Below are 23,782 nucleotides of genomic sequence, written 5' to 3'. Positions count from 1 at the left end.
GCCGGTCAGCGCACCGCGATCCGCACGGCCGCGCCGCGCGGATCGACGCGGTCGAGCCAGTCGGCGCGCAGATGGAACGGACGGCTCGGCTCCACCGGCAGGAGCAGCCGCTGCCGGTGGAGCACCCGGCCGTCCTGGTGGACGACGAGCAGCGGCGCGTGCAGTCTCCGGGCGGCGCGCAGGCTGAAACGGCCTCGGAGCGGGGCGTCCGCACCGGGGCCGACGAGGTTCGGTGCGATCCATCGCAGCGGGGAGTCGACCGCGATGGACGGCCGGTCCGTGGGCCAGGCTTCCGCGGCCAGATGGCGCAGCACGGGCGCGGCGACGGCCCTTCCCTCGGCGGCCGCGACATCGGCGCTCTCCACTCCGTGCAGGAGGTTGCCGACGGCGAAGACTCCGGCCCCGGTCGTACGGTAGGCGGTGTCGTACGCGGGGCCCCGGGTGCCGGGGTCCAGGGCGACCGCGCCGCGCCGGGCCAGTTCGTGGTCGGGGATCCAGTCGCCGGTGAAGACGACGGTGTCGCAGTGCAGGGTGGTGGTCCGGCCGTCGTGGTGCCGCAACTCCACTCCGGTGAGGCGTTCCCGGCCGGTCAGGGCGGTGACGGTGGTGTGGGTGAGGAGCGGGGTCCGGTGCCGGGAGAGGGTGGGGACCGTGAGGCGGGCGGGCGGCTGGTCGGTGACCACGGCGACGACGTCCAGCCCCGCGACGCGCAGGGTGTCGGTCGCGGCGCGGCTGACGGGTTCGTTGCCGATGACGACGGCGCGGGTGCCGATCCGCTGCCGGTGGAGATGGACGGCCTGCTGGAGTTCACCGGTGGTATAGACGCCGGGCGGGCGCGTGCCGGGTACGAGGCGGGCGCTGCGGGGGCGTTCACGGGCGCCGGTGGCAAGGACGACGGCGCGGGCGGTGATCCGTTCCAGTCCGGTGGGTGCGGTGGTGTCGACTGTCAGCGGACCGGCCCAGCCGGTGGCGGTGACACCGGTACGCAGGGTGGCTCCGGCCCGTTCGGCCGCGGCCGCGCACTGCCGGGCGTACGCGGGTCCGGTCAGCCCTGCGCCGTCGGCACGGATCAGTCGTGCCCCGGTGGCACGGCTGCCGAACCCGCCGTGGAAGCAGTGGCGCGGGATGCCGCCCGCGGTCTGTTCGCGCTCCAGGACCTCGATGAGACCGGCGCCGGACGCGGCGAGTTCGGCCCCGGCGGCGAGTCCGGCCGGACCGCCCCCGATGACCAGTACGTCGACGGTCCGCTCGCGCCGGGTCATGGCCGCGCCTCCTCGAACAGTGCGCGGACCGCGGCCCCGCAGTGGAACCCCTGACAGCGCCCGTTTCCGGCCCTTGTTCTGCGCCGCAGGCCGTCCGGGGAGTGTGGTGGAACCGGGCCGCCGAGGGCGTCCCTGATCTCGCCCGCGGAGACCCGTTCGCAGTGGCAGACGAGCGTGCCGTAGGCCGGGTCCTCGGCGATCAGTTCGGCGTCCTGGTACGGCCGGGGGAACGCCTCGCCGAGGTTGGGCATGGTGACGGGCGGCAGTGCGGACGGCGTCCCCAGGTCGAGACCCGAGTGGCTGAGCAGTCCGACGACATGGGCGGCGATGGCCATGGAAGCGGTGAGGCCGGTGGAGCGGATGCCGCCGACGGCGATGTAGCGCCGGTCCGGGTGTTCCTGGATGCGGTAGTCCTCCTGGCCGGTGGCGGCGCGCAGGCCGGCGTAGACGGCCGTGACTTCCTCGTCGAGCAGGGCGGGCAGGATGCGACGGCCCTTCTCGCGCAGCAGCGCGATGCCGTCCGCGGTCGATCCGGTGGCGGTCTTGTCGTCGAGCTCCTCCGCGGTGGGACCGAGCAGCACATTGCCGAAGACGGTCGGTGCGACCAGGACGCCCTTGCCGGCGGCGGTGGGCACGGGCAGCAGGATGTGGCCGACGAGATCCCGGGCGAGCTTGTCGAAGACGAGGAGCTGGCCGCGGCGCGGGGTGACGGTGAAGACGTCATGACCGAGTTCCCGGTCGAGCTCGTCGGCGTACAGTCCGGCGGCGTTGATCAGATGGCGGGTGAGCAGTGGCCCTCGGGTGGTGGTGAGGGTGTGGATGCCGTCGCCGCTGTCGATCTGCCGCACCTGGCAGTTGAGGTGGAGATGGACTCCGGCCCGCACTGCCTGGGTGGCGTAGGCGAGCGGGGTCGTCCAGGGGCAGATGATGCTCTCGTCGGGGATTTCGAGCGCGCCGAGGGCGCCCGGCCCCAGATGGGGTTCGCGGGCCCTCAGCTCTGCGGCGTCCAGGAGCCGTGCCGCGTAGTAGTCGTTGCGTTCGGCCTTGGCCAACAGGGCGGGGAGTGCGGCCAGTTGTTCCTCGTCCCAGGCGACGAGGAGGGCACCGACACGTTCGACGGGGATGCCGGTCTCGGCGGCGTACGCACGGAGCCTGTGCTGCCCTTCGCGTACGAGCCGGGCTTCGAGCGAGCCGGGTACGGCGTCGAAACCGGTGTGCAGGATGGCGGTGTTGGCCTTCGACGTGCCGTTGGCGATGTCGTCCGAGGCGTCGACGAGGGCGGTTCGCAGCCGGTAGCGGGCCAGTTCGCGGGCGATGGCGGTACCGACGACACCCGCACCGACGACGGTCACGTCGTAGACCTGGGTCCCGGTCCCGGCCATCGGTGCTCCGGCGGTGGTGATCGTGTGGTTCATCGCGTGGCTCTCGTACGTGTCAGGCATGTTCCAGCAGGGTCTGTACGGCCGCACGGAAGCCGGCGAGGCGCTCGGCGGCCTCATCGGCTCCGATCCGGGGCTCGTACACGGCGGCGGGCTTCCATTCGGGTGCGGCCTGCCGGAGCGGGAGCCGCGGGTCGAGGCCGAGGCGGGCGACGGCTCCGATACCGAGTGCGGTGGCATCGGGCAGTGCGGACACCTCGACGGGGCGTTGCAACAGGTCGGCCTGGGTCTGCATGAGCAGGGCGGAGCGCGTCAGGCCGCCGTCGACACGGAGCGAGGTCAGGGGGGATCCCAGATCGGTGGCGACCGCTTCGGAGAGCTCGACGACCTGTGCGGCGATGCCCTCGCACAGGGCACGCACCAGGTGGCCGGCGGTGGTGTCGAGGCCGAGGCCGGTCACCGAACCGCGCAGGTCGCCGCGCCACCAGGGAGCGGCGAGTCCGGCGAGTGCGGGTACGAACGTGACGCCGCCGGAGTCGGGGACGGTGGTGCCGACCGGATCGAGGTCGGCCGCGCCGGAGATCACTCCCAGGTTGGTGAGCCAGTCGACGGCGGAGGCCGCGGTGTAGACCTGTCCGTCGAGGCAGTAGCTCGTACGGCCGTCGAGCCGCCAGGCGACACAGCTGACGAGCCCGGTGGAGCCGCGGCGCGGGGTGGGGCCGGTCTGGGCGAGCAGGAACGCTCCGGTTCCATAGGTGCACTTGGCGTTGCCCGGGTCCAGGGCGTTCTGGGCGAGGAGGGCGGCCTGCTGGTCGACGAGGAGTCCGGTCAGCGGGATTTCACCGCCGAAGGCGCTCGTCGTACCGACGGTCCCGTCGGAGTCGACGACGGCCGGGAGGCGTTCGTCGCCGAGGCCGAAGATGTCCAGGGCCGCGGGTGACCAGCGGACCCGGTCGAGGTCGAGCAGCTGGGTGCGTCCGGCGGTCGCCGCGTCCGTGACGAAGGCGCCGGTCAGCTGATGGACGAGCCAGGAGTCGCTGGTGGTGACGACGCCCTCGCGGGTCAGTTCCCGGCGGATCCAGGCCATCTTGGGCGCGGCGAAGTACGGATCGAGCGGGAGCCCGGTGAGCTGCGTCAACTCTTCGTCATGTGACGTGAGTTCGGCACAGACCGAGGCGGAACGCCGGTCCTGCCAGACGATCGCGTCGGTGAGCGGCCGCCCGGTGTCCGGATCCCAGGCGAGCACGGTCTCGCCCTGGTTGGCGAGGCCGACGGCGGCCACTGGTTCGCCCGCTTCGCGCAGGGCCCGGCGCCCGGCGTCGACGACCGAGCCGAGCAGTTCGGCGGGGTCGATCTCGACCGCTCCCCCGGCGCCATACCGCGGCCGCACCGGCGCCGAACCGGAACCGATCACGCCACGCTCGGGGCAGACCACCAGCGCCTTGGTTCCCGACGTGCCCTGGTCCACGGCGAGTACCGGGCCTGTCATCGACACTCCAGCTGTGCGGAAGCTCTGCGGCTTGAACGGAATCGTGATCATTGATCTGCGCCGCCCAGAGTGGTGCAGACCACCGCGTACGTCAAGGGCCGACCGGGTGCACGTACGGAACGGCCGAATGTCGGCCAACGCCCCTGCTTATGCGTCGACTTGAGTAAGATCCGCGAATCGGTCCGGCGTTCGGCACAACTGGCCTTACACTCACCGCCGAGCAACAACCGGACGCTTTCGAGCAGTTCGTTTTTCAACAACTGCTTCACCCCCACGTCCTTGAGGATTGATGAGACCGACACCCTGTCCCGAGCACCGAGACATCGACTCCCGGGCCTTCCGCTTCCGCACGGATTCCATGCCACCGCCGGGTTGCGTGACGTGCTGAGGAGATCCCCGAACCGTCGCATGCCGTCCCTCCGCATGTCGTCCCGTAGCACGGGGGCAGGGCGATTCCATGGCCAACAATGATTTCCGGCCGGTCTACCACCCGGCCGGCCATGACAATGAACTGCGTGTCGCGTTACAGGACCTGCGCACCGGGCGCTGGATGTCCATGCGGAATCTGCTGGAGAGCACGCCGGACTGGACCCTGTGGACGCAACGCACACAGGTGCTGGGTGCGATCGCCGCCGGCTCGGACGCCGTGCAGGCCTGGCAGGCCGAGGAGCCCCGGAGCGTCGCCGCCGCCGTGATGCACGCGCGGGTCGTCGTCGAGCGGGCCGTGCGGGCCCACCGCGAGGGCCATCGTCGCGCGCAGGAGCTGTGGCAGGAGGCATGGGGAGCCTGCCGGACGGCCGCACACAGCTCGCCCGCGGACCCGGTGCCCTGGGTGTGCCTGCTGGCTCTGTCCCAGCTGGACGAACACCAGCAGTTGGAGGAGCACCGGCTCCATCCGCCCGGGCCGATGCTGTTCCCCGGACCGTGGGGACTCCTGGCGGAGGCGGACAAGCGCGATCCGTGCAATCGCGAGGCCTACCACCGGATGCTCCAGTTCGTGTACGCGCGCAAGGCCGGCGGAACGCTCTCCGAAGCGGTCAACTTCGTGCAGTGGGCGTCCTCCTCGGCCCCCGACGGTTCGGCACTGCATGCGCTGCCCCTGTACGTACGGGTGGAGCGGTACCGCCGCGAGCACGGGCACGAGAAGGCCCTGGATCTCCACTGGGTCACCGAGGACGCCGAACGGGACGCGGCCCGGGCACTGAATCTCTGGTTCCGTCGCACGGCGCCGGTCTCCCATTCCCTGCTCGACCTGAACCATCTGGCCCACGCCCTGTGGGGGGCCCTCCAATTCACCGACGCCGCACCGGTGTTCCGAGAGCTCGGCCCCTATTTCACCTCGGTCCCCTGGGTGTACCGCACGCGTGATCCCCAGAGCCCGGGAGGCGCCGAGGAAGTGTTCCTCCGCGCCCGGAGCCGCTGTCTCGCCGTTTCCCCCGACCCCGGACGGGGGCCGCACGGCTGAGCGGGGACACCGAGCCGGCGCACGGCCGCCTTCTCCGTTCCCTGGCCGATCTCTTGTCCTCCCTTCCCCAACCGCTCATGGAGGTTTTTCCTATGTCCATATCCACCCCGACCCAGTCGGGTGCGGAGGCCGTCCCGCAGAGGGACGAGGAGCAGCGCCTGCGTGAACTCGGCTACCAGCCGGTGCTCGCCCGCCGCATGGGCGGCTTCGGCAACTTCGCCATCAGCTTCTCCGTCATCTCCATCCTGTCCGGCTGCATGACCCTGTACGGCTTCGGCATGTCGACCGGTGGCCCGGCGGTCATGCTCTGGGGCTGGGCCGGCGTCGGCCTCTTCGTGCTCTGCGTCGGCATGGCGCTCGCCGAGGTCACCAGCGCCTACCCGACATCAGGGGCGCTGTACTACATGGCCGACCGGCTCGGCGGCCGCAAGTGGGGCTGGTACACCGGCTGGCTGAATCTGCTCGGGCTGCTCGGCGCGATCGCCGGTATCGACTACGGTGCCGCGCTGTTCACCGGTGCGCTGATGAACCTGCAGTGGGGCTTCACCCCCACCCCGGGCAAGACAATGATCATTTTCGTCTGCATCCTGCTGCTGCATGCCGTGCTCAACCTGTTCGGCGTCCGTCTCGTCAGCGTGCTCAACTCGATCAGCGTGTGGTGGCATCTGGCCGGCGTCGCGGTGATCGTCACCGTGCTGGCCATCGTGCCCTCGCACCACCAGTCGCCGTCGTTCGTCTTCACCGAGTTCGTCAACGACACCGGCTGGCACAACCCGTTGTACGTGGCGGCGATCGGTCTGCTCCTCGCCCAGTACACCTTCTGCGGCTACGACGCCTCCGCCCATCTCTCGGAGGAGACGTCGAACGCCTCGGTGACGGCCGCCAAGGGCATCGTCCGCGCGATCTGGGTCTCCTGGGTCGCCGGATTCGTCCTGCTCGCCGGGCTGACCTTCGCGATCCAGGACTACGCGGGCGCCCAGGAGAGTGCGACCGGGGTGCCTCCGGCGCAGATTCTGATCGATGCCCTGGGCACCTCCGGGGCCACGGCCATGCTCCTGATCGTGATCGCGGCGCAGCTGTTCTGCGGCAACGCGGAGGTCGCCGCCGCCAGCCGGATGGTGTTCGCGTTCAGCCGTGACAACGCGCTGCCGGGCTCGGCACTGTGGCACAAGGTGAGTGCGCGCACCCAGACTCCCGTCAACGCGGTGTGGCTGTCGGTCGTCGTCGCCGGCGTGCTGGCGCTGCCGTCGCTGTACTCCGCCACCGCGTACGGTGCGGTGACCGCGATCAACGTCATCGGCATCACGCCCGCCTACGCGATCCCGATCTTCCTGAAGCTGCGCTCCGGCGACCGGTTCGAACGCGGGCCGTGGAACCTGGGCCGCTGGAGCAAACCGATCGGCTGGATCGCCGTGGTGTGGGTCGCCATCGTGACCGTGCTGTTCCTGCTTCCGCAGAAGTCGCCGGTGACGGTCGACTCGATGAACTACGCGTCGATCGCGCTGGTCGCGGTGCTGGCCCTGGCCACCGTGTGGTGGTTCGTCGCGCGCCGTTCGTACAGCACGCCGTCGGCGTACGGGAACGCCCGCGAGCAGGCGGAGATCGAGGAAGGCATCGTCTGACCCGCCACCGCCACCGTCGTCCTCAGCCCTCCCGGGTCGCAGCGAGCAGCGCCCGGGGAGGGCTGCGGCATATGTGCGGTGGTGCAAAACGCCGTGTGCGCGTGTGCGTCGAGGCCGGCCGCCCTGCGCCGGTCCGGAAGGGGTGCCTCCTGGGATCGGTGGGGCGCACGGGGCGGTCCACGCGCATGGACAGCAGAGGCACGGTCGCTATGCTGCGACCCAAACGCTCACAGGAAGCGTTCAAACGCACAACGCGCGGCGGTACGGCGAGGGGACCAACAGCGATGCGGGAGCCGGTGGATCTCAGACGACAGCGAATCCTGTCGGTGGTGGAGTCGCGCGGCGCCGTCAAGGTCAGTGTGCTCGCAGCCGAGCTGGACGTCTCGGTGGTCACGATCCGGCGGGACGTCGAGGAACTGGCCCGGGCAGGACGGCTGCGGCGCGGACACGGCGTGGTCCGGCCGGCGGGAGAGGCACAGCCCCCCGTCGTCGTCCCGGCACGGCCGAGCGCCGAGCCCGCCGGGGACGGCGGCGCGATCGCCCTCGTCGTGCCCGACCGGCATTCGTACCTGTACGAAACCCTGCACGGCGCCCGGACCGCCCTGGAGGAGTCCGGGATGCGGATCGCGCTGCACATCGCGCACCAGTCGGCCGACGCCGAACGTCCGCTGGTGGAACGGGCACTGGCGGACGGGGCGCGCGGGCTGCTGATCGCGCCGCGCTGGCGCAATGCGCGCTCGGAAGAGCTGGACTACGGCTGGCTCGCGGACGTGGGGGTGCCGACCGTGCTGATGGAACGCCGGCCCCGGCCGGGCAGCGCACTGCACGCCCTGGATTCGGTCTGCTCCGATCACTGGTACGGAACGTATCTGGCCGTGGAGCATCTGGTGTCGCTGGGACATCGGCGTATCGTGCTGGCCGCCCGTGACGACAGCCCGACCGCGCGCACCATCCGCGCCGCGTTCGCCGAGATCGCCGCGGCCCGTCCGGAAGTGGAGGACTGGTCGGTGGTGCTCAGTTCTCCGGAGGCGGTACCCGGCCCCGGACCCGGATCTCCCGTTGCGGAATCCGACGCCCCGACCGCCCCCGCAGCCGACGCCCGCGCCCCTCTCGACCTCGCCGCCCTGCTGAGGAAGCGGGGCGCCACGGCGGCCGTGCTGCACGGCGACGTGGACGCGCTGATGCTGGCGCAGCAGCTGGCGGAGAGCGGAATCGAGGTGCCGCGCGACTGCTCGGTGGTGGCCTACGACGACGTGGTGGCGGCCCTCGGCAGCACCCCGCTGACGGCGGTGGCTCCACCGAAGGCGGAGATCGGGCGGGCCGCCGCCGAGTTGCTGCTCCACCGGCTGTCCGGAGCCACCGGCGCGAGCGGTCCGGTGCAGCGGACACAGCTGCTGCCCACACTCAAGGTGCGCGGATCCGCGCAGGCATGGAGCCCCACCGCGAAATGATCGTTTGACCGCTTTGATTCTCTCCTGATCGATCTATTGACCAATATCGATCAGCCGATCAGGATTTCCCGTGACCCGAATCAGGAGCCGCGGGAGGCATACATGCCCGGTCGACGGAGCCGTCGATCCGCGCTCGCCACGACCGCGACCCGGATCCGCCCCTTCCTGCCCAGGGCGACATCCTCCGACCAGCACCTGTATCCGGTCGGCCCCGGACTCTGCGCCCGGAACAACGCCGCCACCGTCTCCCCCGAGTGCCACCCCGTCGTGATCACGGGTTCACTGCTCGCGGTCCTGCCGCCGGTCCTCACCTCTGCCCACCTCCGGCATCTCCGGAATTCGGGACTCGGGGCGAGCGCCGTCCAGCAGCCGGGCCACCACCCCCACCCCGTACCAGGAGAGAGATGTCCAGCACCCCCCGCACCTCACCCGTCACCCCGAATCGGCCACGCGCCGCCGTCGCCATGAAGCCGGACGCCGCGGCCGCGCTCCTCGACGCCCGGTCCCTGGCCTCGCTCGGCGAGGTGTACGACCTCGCCCCCCCTGCCTGTGCTCGACGACTTCACCACCGACCGGGCCCGCGTCTTACTGGCGGACGCGGAGGTCCTGGTCACCGGCTGGGGCTGTCCGCCGCTCGACGCGGCCGTCCTGACCACCGCACCGCGCCTGCGCGCCGTCGTCCACACCGCGGGCTCCATCCGCGGGCACATCACCGAGGCCTGCTGGGAACGCGGCATCGAGGTGTCGTCGGCAGCCGCCGCCAACGCCCTGCCTGTGGCGGAGTACACCGTCGCGGTGATCCTCCTCTCCGGCAAGCGGGCGCTGGAGCGAGCCCACGGCTACCGGGCGGAACGCCGCCGCGACAACTGGCTCGCCCTCCCGGCCGAGGTCGGGAACTACGGCCGCACCGTCGGGATCCTGTCCGCCTCGCTGATCGGCCGGCGCGTCATCGAACTGCTGCGGCCGTACGACCTGCCGGTGCTGCTCCACGACCCGTACGTCACCGAGGCGGAGGCCGCCGCACTCGGCACCCGGTCCGTCGGCCTCAGTGAACTGTTCGCGCACAGCGACGTGGTGAGCATCCACACCCCGCTGCTGCCGGCCACCCGCGGCCTCGTCAGCCGGGAACTGCTCACCTCGATGCGTCCGGACGGCGTGCTCATCAACACCTCGCGGGGCGCCGTCATCGACCAGGACGCGCTCACCGACGTACTCCGGCAGAACCGGATCCGGGCGATCCTCGACGTCACGGAACCCGACACACTTCCCGCCGCGCACCCTCTCTGGGAGTGCGACAACGCATGGATCACCCCGCACCTCGCCGGCTCCCAGGGCAACGAGTTGCGGCGACTGGTCGATCTGGCGGTCGGCGAGGCCGGCCGCTGGGCCGCGGGCGACGGATTCGCCCATCCGGTACGACGTGAAAGGCTGGCATTCCTCGCATGACCGCACCCCATCTGGATTCGCCCCTCGAACTCCCCGCCGAAGACCGGGTGCTGAGCCCGCACACCGGCTTCACCCGTGCGCACTGGGAGGCCGTGGCCGACGGGCTGCTCAAGGCCGCCTGGAAGTGGGCCACTCCGGGTGGCGCGCTGCTGGACCTGCCGGGCAGGCCCTCCGCGTCCGGTGTGCGCTCCGACGGTCTGGAGGGGTACGCGCGCACATTCCTCGCCGCCGCCTTCCGGGTGGCGGGCGCGGACGGCAAGGACCCGCACGGCTGGCTCGGCCGGTACGCGGACGGGCTCACGGCCGGCACCCTCACCCCGGGCCGGGAGGATACCGAGTCGTGGCCGCTGATCCGCGACCACACGGTCTTCGGCCAGCCCATGGTCGAGTCCGCGTCGGTCGCCATCGGATTGCGGCTCACCCGGCCGTGGCTCTGGGACCGCCTGGACTCCGGGGTGCGGGACCGCGCCGAGGAGTGGCTGCGCGGCGCGCTGCGGCACGTCCCCTCGCCCAACAACTGGTACCTGTTCCCCTACTCCGTGGCCGCGTTCCTGGAGTCCGTGGGCCGGGGCGACTCCGAGACCGCGCGGGCGAAGGAGCGCGCGCTCGAACTGCTGGAGGGGTGGTACCGCGGAGACGGCTGGTACGCGGACGGCGACGGCCGCGCCTTCGACCACTACAACGGCTGGGCGCTGCACCTCTATCCCGTACTGGACGCTCATCTGTCGGGCGACGCCGGGCTGTCCGCACACTACGGCGCCCGGCTGCGCGAGCACCTGGAGGGCTACTCGCTGCTGTTCGGCGGCGACGGTGCTCCGATCCACTTCGGCCGGTCCCTGACCTACCGTTTCGCCGCCGCCTCGTCGGTCGCGATCGGTGCCGTCACCGGGCACACCCCGCTCACGCCCGGCGCCTCGCGCCGGGTGATCAACGGATCGCTGCGCTACTTCCTGGACCGCGGTGCGACGGGCACGGACGGGCTGCTGAGCCTGGGCTGGCACGGTCCGCACGAGGCGACACTGCAGAACTACTCGGCCCCCGCGTCCCCGTACTGGGCGTCCAAGGCCTTCGTCTCGCTGCTCGCCCCGGACGGCCATCCGCTGTGGACCGCGACCGAGGGGCCCGCACCGAGCGAGGGCCCCGACCGAGTGCTCGCGCTGCCCGCGCCCGGGCTGCTCGTCCAGTCCACCCGGGCGGACGGGATCGTACGGCTGCACAACCACGGCAGCGACCATGTGCGCCCGCACGAGGGCGAGTCGGGGGGCGCGGACGATCCGCTGTACAGCCGTCAGTCGTACTCCACGGTGACCGGCCCCACCTCGGCGGCCAACGCGGCGGACAACCATCTGGCCGTGGTCGTCGCCGGGGCGCGCAGCGGTCGCCGCGTCATCCGTCCGCTGGGCGCCGGGAGCGGTGACGGGTGGGGCTGGGCCGCGTCCTGGCACCGTCCGGTGTTCACGTCCGGTTCGCCGATGGTGCCGGGGATGCGGGTGGAGAGCGTCACCGTGGTGCGTGGCCGGTACGAGCTGCGGGTGCACCGGGTGCTCGGCGCACCGGCCGGCGCCCGGGTGGAGCAGACGGGCTGGGCGACCGGCCGGGACGACACGCTGACCTCCGCGCTGCACGGCCTGCACGGCTGGGAGTCGCGGGACGCAGTACGGGCCCCGCAGGGAACGGCGTACACGCGCTGGGCGGAGGTGCCCCGGCTGTCCGCGCACGCGCAGGGCACGGTGGTACTGGTGGCACTCGCCTCGTTGACCGCGGAGCCCGACGCGGCGCCGCTCGACGCGGTGGTGAGCGGGGTGGATGTGGACGGGGACACGGTGGAGGTCCGCTGGGCGCGGGACGCGACGACGACACGTATCGGCTTCGAGCCGGTGACGGTCACACACGGGTGAGCACCGGGATTGCGCGGTCGGGAGGCCGCGCAACCCCGCCCCTCCCGCTACGCGTCCGTCCGGATCACGACAGCCAGCGTGCGCGGGCCGTGCACACCCTCGACCCGTTCCAGCTCGATGTCGGAGGTGGCCGAGGGGCCGCTGATCAGCGTGGTCGGCCGCTCCGGCACCAGCCGGGCCACCGCCTCCGGCACCCCGACCTCGACCGTCGACAGATCGACGACACACACATGCAGATCGGGGACGAGGGAGAGGGCCCGGCGCCCCTGGTCGGGCGAGCCGTCCAGGAAGATCGTGCCGGTCTCGGCGCAGCTGACGGCCGAGGCGGTGACGACGCCGTCCAGTTCGTCGAGCCGGGGTGCCGGGATGTCGGCGCCGTCCTGACGGACCTCCCCGTCGTACGCGCCGAGCCACGCCGTGTCGAGTCCGGCCGGCACACCGATCCGCCGGGCGCCGCGTTCCCGCAGCACCCGGGCGACGACCGCGGCCGTGCCGTCGGCGGTACAGGTGTGCACGTGTGCCTTGTAGTCGACGAGCCGGTCGGTGAACAGGGCCAGGCGTTCGCCGTCGGAAAGGGTGCGGCCGGTGCGGTAGGCGCGGGGGACGGTGGTGTCCGGGGCTGGGGCCAGGGCCAGGGCGTCCTTGATCCTGCCGAGCACCGTTTCACGAGCGGTCGTCACTTCTCCCCCTCCGCCTTCTTCTTCCGGTTCTTCCGGTACGCGTCGCCAGCGGCCCGCATGGTCGCGGCACCCTCGTCCGAGGCCAGCCACGCGCGGAAGGACTGCTTCGGCGGGGCGGCGGTGTCGCGGCTGTCGCTCCAGCCGTCGAACGGCGGCGGCAGATGCGAGATCTTCCCGTCCCGCCCCGCGATGATCCGGCCGATCACCGCCCCCTTCTGTGCGGTGGCGAACAGCTTCGGCCTCTTCATGACGGTGGCCGCGGATTTCATGGCCAGCTTCTCCGCCGTCATACCGGACTGCTCGGTGTGCTGGTGGCGGAGCTCGACCAGCAGAGACGGGATGTCGATCTTGACCGGACAGGCGTCGAAGCAGGCACCGCAGAGGCTGGAGGCGTACGGCAGCGAGCTGTTGGGGTCGTCCTTGGCCGCGTGCATCCCGGCGAGCTGCGGAGTGAGGACCGCGCCGATCGGTCCCGGGTACGTCGATCCGTACGCATGGCCACCGGCCCGTTCGTACACCGGGCAGACGTTGAGGCAGGCCGAGCAGCGGATGCAGTTGAGCGCCTCGCGGCCGATCCGGTCGGCGAGCGCCGCGGTGCGTCCGTTGTCGAGCAGCACCAGATGGAAGTCCTGCGGCCCGTCGCCGGGCGTCACCCCGGTCCACATCGAGGTGTACGGGTTCATCCGCTCGCCGGTGGACGAGCGCGGCAGCAACTGCAGGAAGACTTCCAGGTCCTGATAGCGCGGCAGCACCTTCTCGATGCCCATGACGGTGATCAGGGTGTCGGGCAGGGTCAGGCACATGCGGCCGTTGCCCTCGGACTCGACGACGGCCAGGGTGCCGGTCTCGGCGATACCGAAGTTGGCCCCGGAGACCGCCACCTTCGTCGTCATGAACTTCTCGCGCAGATAGGCTCGGGCCGCGGCGGCGAGATGGGCGGGTACGTTGTCGAGGCCCGGGTCCACGCCCGGGATCTCCTTGAGGAAGATCTGCCGGATCTCGTCGCGGTTGCGGTGGATCGCGGGCACCAGGATGTGCGAGGGCCTGTCGTGCGCGAGCTGGACGATCAGTTCGGCGAGGTCCGTCTCGTACGGGGTGATGCCGACCGATTCGAGGTGCTCGTTGAGGCCGATCTCCTGGGTGGCCATCGACTTGACCTTGATGACGTCGCTGCTGCCCGTCGCCTTGACCAGCCGGGTCACGATCTCGTTGGCCTCGACACCGTCGCGCGCCCAGTGGACGGTTCCGCCGCGCTCGGTGACCTTCCGCTCCAGCTGTTCCAGCAGTTCGGGGAGGCGGTTCATGGTGTCGGTCTTGATGGCCGACCCGGCGTCGCGCAGCTCCTCCCAGTCGGGCAGTTCACCCGTGACGTTCAGACGTTTGGCGCGGATCGTGTGGGTGGCCCGGCCGAGATTGCGGCGCAGCTGCTCATTGCGGAGTTCGTCGTGGGCGGCCGCGGGAAAGCTCCGGTCACCGCGCAGATTGCCGGTTCCGTACGGGGAACGGGGCGGGGCGGCCGGCATTCCGAGGAAGGTGCTGCTCATCGGACGGCCTCCGTCGGGGCGTACGGCGAGGTGCGGGTGGAGGAGAGGATCTGCGCGAGGTGCAGGGTGCGGGTGCCCGAGGCGATCCGGGAGAGCCCGCCGCCGATGTGCATCAGACAGGACGAGTCGCCGGCGGTGCAGACATCGGCCCCGGTGGTGGCGATGTTGCGCATCTTGTCCTGAAGCATCGCCGTCGACGTCTCGGCGTTCTTGACGGCGAAGGTGCCGCCGAAGCCACAGCAGGCGTCGGCCTCGGGAAGCTCGACGAGGTCGATGGAGTCGACGGCACGGAGCAGCTTCAACGGCTTCTCACCGACCCGGAGCATGCGCAGGGAGTGACAGGTGGGGTGGTATGTCACACGGTGCGGGAAGTACGCGCCGACCTCGGTGACGTTCAGTACGTCGATGAGGAGCTCCGACAGCTCGTACGTCTTGGCCTTGACGGTGGCGACCCCCGCGCGCAGCGCCGCGTCGCCGTACCGTTCTGCGACGATCTCGTGCTGATGACGGACCGAGCCCGCGCACGACCCCGACGGCATGACGACGGCGTCGATCGAAGCGTCACCGAACTGCTCGGCGAAGTTGCGCACCAGGGGCACGGGTTCGCGCTGGTAGCCGGTGTTGACGTGCATCTGGCCGCAGCAGGTCTGCCCCGGCGGGAACACCACGTCATGGCCCAGGCGGGCGAGCAGGACCGCGGTCGATTTCACCGCCTCGGGGAAGAGCGTGTCTCCCAGACAGGTGGCGAAGAGTCCGATGCGCATGAGGTCTCTCCGAATCGTTTCGGATCTTTATGGTCCGACCATACTAGCCTCGGTCCGGAACGTGAAGGATGCGGCACGCCTGGAGTAGTACTTACTGAAGGTCATGCACCTGACAATCACGCCGCCCGGCCGGACTCGCACACGCAGCCGGGAATCCCCTACCGCCGGTCGGACTTCTCGTCGACCAGGGTGCCGTGGAGGCTGCGGATGTGCCGCTCCACCAGGTCGGCGGCGCTCGTACCCCTGCCCGCACGGACCAGTCGCAGGAGCTGCGCGTGTTCCGCGTTGAGCGCGGCGGCCGTGGCCGGCCAGTCCTCGGCCTCCTCCAGGGCTCGCAGGATCAACGGACGCACCGACTCGCGTACGGCGGAGGTGAGCGTGGAGGTCAGTTCATTGCCGGAGCTTCGGGCGATGTGCACATGGAAGCGGGTGTCCAGGTCGTTGAACTCGGGCACGCCCACATCCGGCTCCCCCATCCGCAGGACAAGGGCCTCCGCCTCGTCGAAATCCTCCGTCGAGGCATGCCGCGCGGCCGCTTCGAAGCTGGATCTCTCCAGCACGACGCGCGCTTCCAGTACGTCCTGGAGGCTGTAGCTGCCGAGCGCGAAGTGCAGACGCAGCAGCCTCCCGAGGGCATCGTCCGGATTGCGCACGATGCGCGCCCCGGCATCCGGCCCCCGGCCCGGCTGGGCCACGAGCACACCGATGGTCTCCAGCACTCTCAGCGCCTCACGCAGCGCGGACCGGCTGACACCGAGAACCGGCGCCAGCTCACGCTCGGGCGGCAACCGGTCACCGGCCCTGAGCTCTCCGGCGAACACCCGCTCCTCGATGCTCTGGAGCACGAGTTCATGCGTACGTGACTGCCGTACGGGTTGCCACTCGACGGGCATCCCTCACCCCCTGCCTCGGCCGGAATCGTCCGGTTGCCGTCGCGTCTGCCGCCTGATCTCCAACTATGTCACACATCACATATGGTCGGACCAAAGATCTGGCGTCACCGGGCTCACCGCCCGGACCGTCGGCCCACCGGGAACACGGCGACGATCAGTCCGGCCGCGGTCGTGAGCATTCCGATGAGTGCCACCGCGGACCAGCCGCTGTGCGCCCAGGCAAGCGTTCCGGCCAGCGAGCCCAGGGCGATACCCAGGAAGCGGAACGTGAAGTACAAGGTGTTGAGCCTGCTGTGGACGGCGGGGTCGAGCGCGAACAGGGCCGTCTGACTGGCGGCCTGACTCCCCCAGACCCCCACGTCCAGCACGACCACCCCCGCGACGATCCAGCCGAGCCCGCCGCCCCCGGGCAGGAGCAGCAGCCACCCGATGACGACCAGGCCGATCAGCGCGGCCAGCGCGCCCCGGTGGCCGAGCCGGTCGGCCAGCCTCCCCGCGTGGGGCGAGGCCAGAGCACTGGCCGCCGCCACGAGACCGAAGAGCCCGATCCCGGTCGGCCCGAAGCCGTACTTCTTCTCCAGCAGGAACGTCAGCGCGGTCCAGAACGCACCGAACGCGATCCCGACCAGGGCGCCGGAGAGAGTGATCCTGCGGATCAAGGGCTGCGACGCGAAGAGCCGCGGCAACGAGACGAGCGTGGCCCGGTAGCCGGCACCGCCGGCCGCCCGTCCGCTGCCGCCGCCCGACGGGACGTGCGGCAGCGCGCGTCGCAGCACCAGCATCAGGAGCAGCGTCAGCACGCACGAGCAGCCGTACACGGCCCGCCACCCGAGCAGGTCGCTCATGGCTCCGGCGTAGGCACGGGAGGCCAGCACCCCGGTCAGCAGACCGGCCTGCACGATGCCGACGATCCGTCCCCGGCCGACGCCCGGAGCCCCGCGGTCCGCGAGTGCGACGGCGAGCGGTGTGACCAGCTGAGGCACCGGGGACAACAGCCCGACGGCGAAGCCCGACCCGATCAGCCACCACACCGAGGGCGCCAGCGCACAGGCGGCCAGCGCCAGCGCCGAGGCGCCCCCGAGTCCCAGGATGAGCCGGCGCCGGTCATGGCTGTCACCCGCGGGAACAAGCAGCAGAATGCCCGCCGCATAGCCGAGCTGGGTGGCGGTGGGCACGGCCCCGAGCGCATCGGTTACGACTCCGAACGAGGCGGCCGCGGCCCCCATCAGCGGCTGGTTGAGGTACACGTTCGCTGCGGTGACGGCGCTGGTGGCCGCGAGCAGCGCGGTCAGGCGCCGGCCGGTGGCGCGTTCCGGGCCGGGGGCGAGGTCTGTTTCGATCACATGGCCCGACGCTAGGCCGACCTCGTACTGGCATACTTTCGTTGTTGCGCCAACACCTGTCGAGAGTGCGCCAATGTACGGCAAGAGCGAACTACGTGACGACTACCAGGACGTGCCCAGGCCCGTCGCGGCGATGGCCCGTGACCTGCCCGACGGCCATTACATCCCGCCCCACGAACACCGGCGGGCTCAGCTGATCTACGGCACGACCGGCGCCATCACCGTAGCCACCGGCCACGGAATGTGGGTGGTTCCCGCCACCCGCGGCGTCTGGGTTCCACCGGGTCTCACCCATGCGATGACCTGCGCGGGAGCGGTCGCCATGCGCACCCTGTACATCGAGGCGCAGCCGGACTGGCACCTGCCCGCGGACCCGACCGTCGTCTCCGTCTCCCCGCTGCTGCGGGAACTCATCGACGAGGCGACGCGGCTGCCCGTGGAGTACGAGCGAGCGGGCCGGGACGGCAAGGTCATGGAATTGCTGCTGCTCCAGCTCGCGCCGCGGCCCGTCCCGGCGCTGCACCTGCCGGCTCCCGCCGATCCGGAGCTGGCCGGGCTCTGCGAGGCGATCCGCGAGCACCCGGGCCTGCCGTGGTCGACGGAGGACGCCGCCACCCATGCGCACATGAGCCGACGCAGCCTGCAACGCAGGTTCGCCGCCGCCACCGGGCTGAGCCTGGCGCGTTGGGTGCAGCAGGCGAGGATCATCCACGCGGTCACCCTGCTCGCCAGGAACACACCGGTCACGGCGGTCGCGCTCGGTCTCGGATATTCGACGCCGAGCGCTTTCACGGCGATGTTCCGCCGGGCGCTGGGCACGACCCCGTCGGCGTATTTCGCCGGCCCCGACGCCTCCGGTCCCCGTACGTGACAACCCGGCGGCGGCATGCTCCGTCCGCCTCGACGGTACGGAGACATGTCCGCTCCCCGTTCAGTCGGCGAAGGACCCGTGGCGGCCCGCACCGCTGCCGAAGCGGTCGGCACCGGCCTGCGTCTCTCCCGCGGTGAGGGGCACCAGGCCGTGCCGGTACTCCGCGGCCAGGGCGTCCGGCTCGCTCAGACCGTGCTGCTCGCGCACCGAGAGCCGGTCATGGCGCAGGCACAGCTGCGGGAACGCGGCGATCTCCCGGGCGAGCCGCTCCGCCGCGCGGCGTGCTTCGCCGGATGGGACGACCCGGTTGGCGAGCCCCATGGCGTGCGCCTCCGGGGCCGGGACAGGGCGCCCGGTGAGGATCATGTCCATGGCCCGGCTCTCACCGATCAGCCGTGGCAACCGTACGGTCCCGCCGTCGACCAGCGGGACTCCCCAGCGGCGGCAGTACACCCCGAACACCGCATCGTCCTCGGCCACCCGCAGATCACACCAGAGGGCCAACTCCAGCCCCCCGGCCACCGCGTGCCCCGAGACCGCCGCGATGACGGGCTTGCTCAGGCTCATACGGGTCGGCCCCATCGGCCCATCACCCCCGGCCAGGACCCTGTTGCCGCGTTCCGTACCAATGCCCTTCAGGTCGGCACCCGCACAGAACGTACCGCCCTCGCCCCACAGAACGGCGACCGCCGCATCGGGATCGGCATCGAACTCGCGGAAGGCATCGGCCAGTTGACCGGCCGTCGGGCCGTCCACCGCGTTGCGGACCTCCGGCCGGCTGAGGATCACGGTGCATACGGGGCCGTCGCGCTCGATCCGTACTGCGGGTTTCTCGCTCATCGTCCGCCTCCCACAGGGGGTCGCGCAGGGCCCGGCGGAGGGTTCTTCCAACCGGGGAACACAGGATGGTGCCCACGAAGCGCACCGACTTCGCAACCTCGTGTCCGGCCGGCCTGGCACGCGCGCGGTCGCGAGGGAGGCGCCGGAGACCTTCGCCCCGTCCGCGGGGCGACGCGGGCGGTAGCGGCCTTCACCCGGGCGGGGCCCTGATTCATCTGATTCTCACGCAACCGTTCTACGGTGGGCCACGTGACCCAGATGAGCCCGCCCGGTTGGCATCCAGACCCCGGGCATACAGGAATCGGCCCCCTTCACGAGCGCTGGTGGGACGGCAACCAGTGGACCGACCACATCCGCGTACCACCCGCCGCGATCCGGCGTCGCCGGCTGCGCATCGGCATCGGCATCACCGCCGGTGTGGTGGTGCTCGCCGCCATCGGGGGCGGCCTCTTCCTGCTGTCGGACCAATCCGGCGGGCCGAAGGAGAACGCGGCCACCGCGCCGTCCGATGCGCCCGGCCGCGGGCCGGGAGCGCCGGGAGGCGGCGGCCGCGGGGGCGGCGGCGAGAACGGGGCACCCGAGCGACAACTGCCGCAGGCCGAGGACGGCTACGCCACGGATCTGGCCAGCGGCATCAGTCTCCCGGTGCCCGACGGCTGGACGGGCAGCTCGGGGATCGCCGGCGCCGGAGTGACCACGGGCGATTACGCCTGCCCCGGCAACACGTCCGAGAAGTGCGTGCGCGGCGGGGTCTTCTCCATGCCGGCGAAGGTCCTGAAGCTCGACACCACAACGGCGAAGGCCACGGCGACGAAGGACATCTCCTCGAACGCCGAGGAGTCCTACGGCGAGAAGATCTACGGAGGCATCACCTCGCATCAGCAACTCAAGTCCGGGCCGGTCACCGTGGCCGGTGAACAGGGCTATCTGGTGCGCTGGAAGGTGGTGACGAAGAGCGGCGACGACGGGTACGTCCAGTCGCTGGCCTTCCCGTCCCCCCATGCCAAGGACACGCTGATCGTCGTACGTTCGGGCTTCGACATCAACTCCAAGGCTCCGGAACTTTCGGTCATGGACGACATCACCGAGGGCATCAAGGCCGCGTCGGGAGCGGGCTCCGGTCCCGGCACCTCCGCATAGGACCACGGCGGACGGCCGGGGCGGACGGGCCGGCGTCATGCACCGCTGTGCGGGCACGGAAGGGGTGAGTAGGAGCGGACGACCGAACTGAGTACGTCGTCCCATCCCGCGGCGGGCCGTGGCTGATCGAATGACCACCATGGCTCCTGACGCACCGCACCGCCCCCGCATGCAGCATGTCGCCACAGCCGGTACGGCCCTGGCCGTGACCTTGGCTCCGCTGGTGATCGGCGTGTTGCTGGCCAAAGCCATGGCGACGGACCCGATGACGCCGGTCAACGCGATGGTCACCAGGGGCGCGCAGCCCGTACCCGTCTCGCCCGCACAGTGGCGCAGGTGCGGCAGGCAGGCGCTGCGCACGTGGCAGGGGCCGCTGAACGTGTGCAGGCACCCGGGATCTCTTGTGCGACGGTACCCCGGAGTACGCCGCCCGCGCGGGCCCGTGGTGCTGCCGCGCGAGCGCTGAGGAAGCGACGGGCCCGACGCACCGGGGAACCCCCGATGTCAGGCCCGTCGGCAGTGCAGGAACAACTGGGGCTCGGCCGAGGCTCCTTCGTGGGCCGGAGTGAACAGGCCGCTCTGTTCCCACAGGACCGTGAACCCTGCCCCGGCGACGAGCCGGGTGAACTCATCGGCCCCGAAACTGGTCGCCCGTACCTTCTGTCCCATGAAGACGACGTCGACGTCCTCGACGTCCAGCGGAACCGTCGCGACGACCAGGTGACCTCCGGGGACCAGCAGCCGCCCCAGCTTCCGCAGGAGCCCGGACTGGTCGTCGCGGGACATCTGAAGCAACGAGAAGTACAGGCAGATCGCGTCGAAACTCCGTTCCTCCAACGGTAGTCCGCGAATATCGGCGCACTCGAAGGACGCTCGGGGTACCTGTCGGACCGCCAGATCCACCATGACGGGCGAAACATCGACGCCCAGCACGTCATGACCGGCGTCGGCAAGGGTCCGCGCGGTCGGCCGGCCCGTACCGCAGCCCACATCCAGGACCCGGCTGCACGGCGCGAGGTGCTCCAACAGCCAACGCAGCGAGGCGTGGTGGGTGGCCGAGTCGGCGAACGCCCGCTCGTACTCGGCACCCAGCGCGTCGAACACGGTTGCGGCGGGGAGGCTCTGGCCTTCGTCCATCGATGCGTTTCCTTCCGTCGCCCCGGCGGCTTCCCGGGATCGTTTCATCATGCGCCACGGCCCCGGGCGGAAATTCCGGTGACCGTGCCGCACCGGGCTCACTACACTCGCCACGAAACGCGCACCGCGACAACATCGCGGTGCGCACCGTGACGAGCGAGGGGAGACCGGCCATGCGTTACCGCACCGCCGTTGTCGTCCCCCAGTCACGGTACGAGGTGATCCTGGTGTCTTCGTGCGCCCGGTGCCCGCTGCGCGGCCGGTACCGGATGTCCGTGACGGACAACTGACCTCTTTTCCGCCGGTGTCGGGACACCGGAACGGCTGTGTGCCGACGCGGTGCGCCGCAACAGGGGTTTCTGCGTGGCCCGGCCGCAGGCCGGTTCGTCCGGAAATCGCGCCGACCCGCATCCGGATCACCTCGAAAGGCCATGGGCCGTGCGTACCGAACTGCACCGTCATCCGACCAGTCCGCTGACCGGCGTTCGCAACCTGGGCATCCTCGCCCACGTCGACGCCGGCAAGACCACCGTCACCGAACGGATCCTCTATCTCACCGGCACCACCCACAAGCGGGGCGAGGTCCATGACGGAACGACCGTCACCGACTTCGACCCCCAGGAACGGGATCGGGGGATCACCATCTTTGCCGCTGCGGTGAGTTGTGACTGGAACGGGCACCGGATCAACCTGATCGACACCCCCGGCCACGTCGACTTCTCGGCCGAGGTGGAGCGCTCGCTGCGGGTGCTCGACGGTGCGGTCGCGGTGTTCGACGCCGTCGCGGGAGTCGAGCCGCAGAGCGAGTCGGTGTGGCGGCAGGCCGACCGGCACGGGGTTCCCCGGATCGCCTTCGTCAACAAGCTGGACCGCGCCGGTGCCGACCTCGACTCGGCGGTCGCGTCGATACGGGAGAGGCTGCGCACGGTCCCCCTGGTGGTGCAGCTGCCGATCGGGAAGGAGGACGGGTTCACCGGGGTGGTGGATCTGCTGCGCATGCGGTCGCTGGTCTGGGCCGATGGCCGCGGCACGTTCGAGGAGGGGCCGGTCCCGGACGACCTGCGGGATGAGGCGCACCGGCGGCGTCGGGTGCTGGAGGAGACCGTGGCGGAGCTCCATCCGGCGGCGTTGGAGGAGTTCTGCACGGAGTCGGCGGTCTCCGCCCGGACGCTGGCCACCGCGCTGCGCGACCTGACCCGTACCGGTGAGGGCGTTGTGGTGGTGTGCGGATCGGCCTACCGCAACCGCGGAATCGAGCCGCTGCTGGAGGCCGTCGTGGCCTATCTGCCCTCGCCGCTGGATGTGCCGGCGGTACGCGGCACCCTGGACGGCACCGAGCAGGAGCGGCCCGCCGACCCGGCTGCGCCGTTCGCCGCCCTGGTGTTCAAGGTGAACTCGACCGCCACGGGACGGCTGACCTACCTGCGTGTGTACTCGGGGACGATTCGGAAGGGGGACGCGGTGCTGGACGTGGGCGCGCGGCGCAACGAGCGGGTCGGCCGGATCCTGCGGGTCCGGGCCGACCGGCACGCGGACGTGGACCATGCCGCGGCCGGGGACATCGTCGCGGTGATCGGGATCAAGGCGGCACGTGCCGGGGCAACTCTGTGCGCGCCCGCGTCACCCCTGGTTCTCGAACCGCCTTCCGCCGCCGACCCGGTCGTCTCCGTGGCGGTGGAGGCCCGCAGAAGCGCCGACACCGACCGGTTGGTGTCCGCGCTGGCGCGGCTGGTCGAGGAGGACCCGTCTCTGACGGTCCGGTCCGACGCCGAGACCGGCCAGACGGTGCTGTCGGGAATGGGGGAACTGCATCTGGAGGTCGCGGTGGAGAAGATCCGCCGTGCCAACGGGCTGGAGGTCGGCGTCGGCCGTCCGCAGGTGGCCTACCGGGAGACGGTCGTCCGCGGCGTGTCCGGACTGGTGTACCGGCATGTCAAGCAGGACGGCGGTGCCGGCCAGTTCGCTCACGTCGTCCTGGACACGGAGCCGCTGCGGGCTCCTGGTGACGACGACTCCGGCGACACGGTGGGCTTCGTGTTCCGGTCGGTCGTCGTCGGGGGCCGGGTGCCGCAGGAGTACGTCCGGGCCGTCGAGTCCGGCTGCCGGGATGCCCTGGCCGAGGGTCCGCTCGGCGGCCACCCGGTGACCGGGCTGCGGGTCACGCTGACCGACGGGGCGACCCACTCCAAGGACTCCTCGGAGATGGCGTTCCGCACGGCCGGCCGGCTCGCGCTCCGTGAGGCACTGCGCAACAGCGCGATGGTGCTGCTGGAACCGGTGGTGGAGGTCACTGTCGTCGTGCCCGACGACGCCGTGGGCGGGGTGCTCGGCGATCTGGCGGCACGGCGCGGACGGGTCTCCGGCTCGACCGCGCGGACCGGTACGTCGGTGATCACGGCGACCGTGCCTCTGGCGGAGTTGTTCGGCTACGCGACCAGGCTGCGCAGCCGGACCCGGGGCCGGGGGACCTTCACCACCCGGGCCACCGGGTATGCCCCGGTGCCGAGCACGGTGCCCCGGGGGACACCGGACCGGTAGACCCCGGGGTCGGCCCCGTC

At 71.1% G+C, this 23,782-nt stretch carries 18 protein-coding genes and 1 pseudogene; 9 read left to right on the top strand and 10 right to left on the bottom strand.

The genetic code is table 11. The features are described 5' to 3' along the window. Nucleotides 1–5 precede the first annotated feature (5 nt). From ACF08M_RS05970 to ACF08M_RS05960, 3 genes are read right to left on the bottom strand one after another with little or no spacing between them, the layout of a single operon-like run. Nucleotides 6–1,262, bottom strand: a complete 1,257-nt coding sequence (locus ACF08M_RS05970) for an FAD-dependent oxidoreductase (RefSeq protein ID WP_392184026.1) — start codon at nt 1,260–1,262, stop codon at nt 6–8. After that, complete coding sequence (locus ACF08M_RS05965) at nt 1,259–2,677, bottom strand: NAD(P)/FAD-dependent oxidoreductase (RefSeq protein WP_392184466.1); 1,419 nt, start codon at nt 2,675–2,677, stop codon at nt 1,259–1,261. The genes ACF08M_RS05970 and ACF08M_RS05965 overlap by 4 nt, the downstream gene beginning before the upstream one ends. Nucleotides 2,678–2,696: 19 nt before the next feature. Then, entirely contained in the window at nt 2,697–4,130 is a 1,434-nt protein-coding gene (locus tag ACF08M_RS05960; protein ID WP_392184025.1) for an FGGY family carbohydrate kinase, read from the bottom strand. A gap of 457 nt (nt 4,131–4,587) precedes the next feature. On the opposite strand from ACF08M_RS05960, the gene ACF08M_RS05955 reads away from it, so the two are divergent. The 5 genes and pseudogenes from ACF08M_RS05955 to ACF08M_RS05935 all read left to right on the top strand — a co-directional run bounded on the left by ACF08M_RS05955 (nt 4,588) and on the right by ACF08M_RS05935 (nt 12,012). Beyond that, nucleotides 4,588–5,595 carry a hypothetical protein gene (locus tag ACF08M_RS05955; RefSeq protein ID WP_392184024.1) on the top strand — a complete coding sequence of 336 codons (1,008 nt, stop codon included), beginning with the start codon at nt 4,588–4,590 and terminating at the stop codon, nt 5,593–5,595. Between the two features lie 92 nt (nt 5,596–5,687). Continuing rightward, complete coding sequence (locus ACF08M_RS05950) at nt 5,688–7,217, top strand: amino acid permease (protein ID WP_392184023.1); 1,530 nt, start codon at nt 5,688–5,690, stop codon at nt 7,215–7,217. Nucleotides 7,218–7,501: 284 nt separating this feature from the next. Beyond that, nucleotides 7,502–8,668: a substrate-binding domain-containing protein gene (locus ACF08M_RS05945; RefSeq protein WP_392184022.1), complete on the top strand. Its 1,167-nt coding sequence runs from the start codon at nt 7,502–7,504 to the stop codon at nt 8,666–8,668. Nucleotides 8,669–9,072: 404 nt separating this feature from the next. Further along, nucleotides 9,073–10,114: pseudogene (locus tag ACF08M_RS05940) on the top strand (hydroxyacid dehydrogenase). Continuing rightward, a complete protein-coding gene (locus ACF08M_RS05935; protein ID WP_392184021.1) occupies nt 10,111–12,012 on the top strand; it encodes a DUF2264 domain-containing protein in 1,902 nt (633 codons plus the stop codon). Before ACF08M_RS05940 ends, ACF08M_RS05935 begins: the two are co-directional and overlap by 4 nt. A 47-nt stretch (nt 12,013–12,059) precedes the next feature. On the opposite strand, the gene ACF08M_RS05930 is transcribed toward ACF08M_RS05935, so the two are convergent. The 5 genes from ACF08M_RS05930 to ACF08M_RS05910 all read right to left on the bottom strand — a co-directional run bounded on the left by ACF08M_RS05930 (nt 12,060) and on the right by ACF08M_RS05910 (nt 17,236). Beyond that, on the bottom strand, nt 12,060–12,692 hold the full coding sequence (locus ACF08M_RS05930; protein ID WP_392184020.1) for a lactate utilization protein C: 633 nt from the start codon (nt 12,690–12,692) through the stop codon (nt 12,060–12,062). Beyond that, nucleotides 12,689–14,236, bottom strand: coding sequence for a lactate utilization protein B (locus tag ACF08M_RS05925; RefSeq protein WP_392184019.1), 1,548 nt, complete (start codon nt 14,234–14,236; stop codon nt 12,689–12,691). The genes ACF08M_RS05930 and ACF08M_RS05925 overlap by 4 nt, the downstream gene beginning before the upstream one ends. Next, nucleotides 14,233–15,000: a (Fe-S)-binding protein gene (locus ACF08M_RS05920; RefSeq protein WP_392184018.1), complete on the bottom strand. Its 768-nt coding sequence runs from the start codon at nt 14,998–15,000 to the stop codon at nt 14,233–14,235. The genes ACF08M_RS05925 and ACF08M_RS05920 overlap by 4 nt, the downstream gene beginning before the upstream one ends. Nucleotides 15,001–15,158: 158 nt before the next feature. Beyond that, complete coding sequence (locus ACF08M_RS05915; protein WP_392184017.1) at nt 15,159–15,893, bottom strand: FadR/GntR family transcriptional regulator; 735 nt, start codon at nt 15,891–15,893, stop codon at nt 15,159–15,161. Between the two features lie 113 nt (nt 15,894–16,006). Continuing rightward, on the bottom strand, nt 16,007–17,236 hold the full coding sequence (locus tag ACF08M_RS05910; RefSeq protein ID WP_392184016.1) for an MFS transporter: 1,230 nt from the start codon (nt 17,234–17,236) through the stop codon (nt 16,007–16,009). A gap of 73 nt (nt 17,237–17,309) precedes the next feature. Here ACF08M_RS05910 and ACF08M_RS05905 point away from each other — a divergent pair, with 73 nt between their 5' ends. Continuing rightward, the gene (locus ACF08M_RS05905) at nt 17,310–18,107 is read left to right on the top strand and encodes a helix-turn-helix domain-containing protein (RefSeq protein ID WP_392184015.1); all 798 of its coding nucleotides are present in this window, start codon (nt 17,310–17,312) and stop codon (nt 18,105–18,107) included. Nucleotides 18,108–18,167: 60 nt separating this feature from the next. On the opposite strand, the gene ACF08M_RS05900 is transcribed toward ACF08M_RS05905, so the two are convergent. Next, nucleotides 18,168–18,947 (bottom strand): crotonase/enoyl-CoA hydratase family protein, encoded by a 780-nt coding sequence (locus tag ACF08M_RS05900; protein ID WP_392184014.1) that lies wholly within the window; start codon nt 18,945–18,947, stop codon nt 18,168–18,170. Between the two features lie 258 nt (nt 18,948–19,205). Between ACF08M_RS05900 and ACF08M_RS05895 the strand changes: the two genes are divergently transcribed. Further along, a complete protein-coding gene (locus tag ACF08M_RS05895; RefSeq protein WP_392184465.1) occupies nt 19,206–20,087 on the top strand; it encodes a DUF2510 domain-containing protein in 882 nt (293 codons plus the stop codon). 139 nt (nt 20,088–20,226) lie between these two features. Further along, complete coding sequence (locus ACF08M_RS05890; RefSeq protein WP_392184013.1) at nt 20,227–20,553, top strand: hypothetical protein; 327 nt, start codon at nt 20,227–20,229, stop codon at nt 20,551–20,553. Nucleotides 20,554–20,591: 38 nt separating this feature from the next. Here ACF08M_RS05890 and ACF08M_RS05885 read toward each other — a convergent pair whose 3' ends face one another. After that, nucleotides 20,592–21,224 carry a class I SAM-dependent methyltransferase gene (locus ACF08M_RS05885; RefSeq protein ID WP_392184012.1) on the bottom strand — a complete coding sequence of 211 codons (633 nt, stop codon included), beginning with the start codon at nt 21,222–21,224 and terminating at the stop codon, nt 20,592–20,594. A 438-nt stretch (nt 21,225–21,662) separates the two neighbouring features. Here ACF08M_RS05885 and fusA point away from each other — a divergent pair, with 438 nt between their 5' ends. Next, complete coding sequence (gene fusA / locus ACF08M_RS05880) at nt 21,663–23,762, top strand: elongation factor G (protein ID WP_392184011.1); 2,100 nt, start codon at nt 21,663–21,665, stop codon at nt 23,760–23,762. The last annotated feature ends 20 nt before the right edge of the window (nt 23,763–23,782 follow it).

Origin of the sequence: Streptomyces sp. NPDC015032 (genome assembly GCF_043080425.1) — a bacterium.
In the GTDB taxonomy this organism is placed as follows: domain Bacteria; phylum Actinomycetota; class Actinomycetes; order Streptomycetales; family Streptomycetaceae; genus Streptomyces.
Note: the sequence above shows the minus strand (reverse complement) of the source record. Positions and strands in the feature narration are given on the sequence as shown.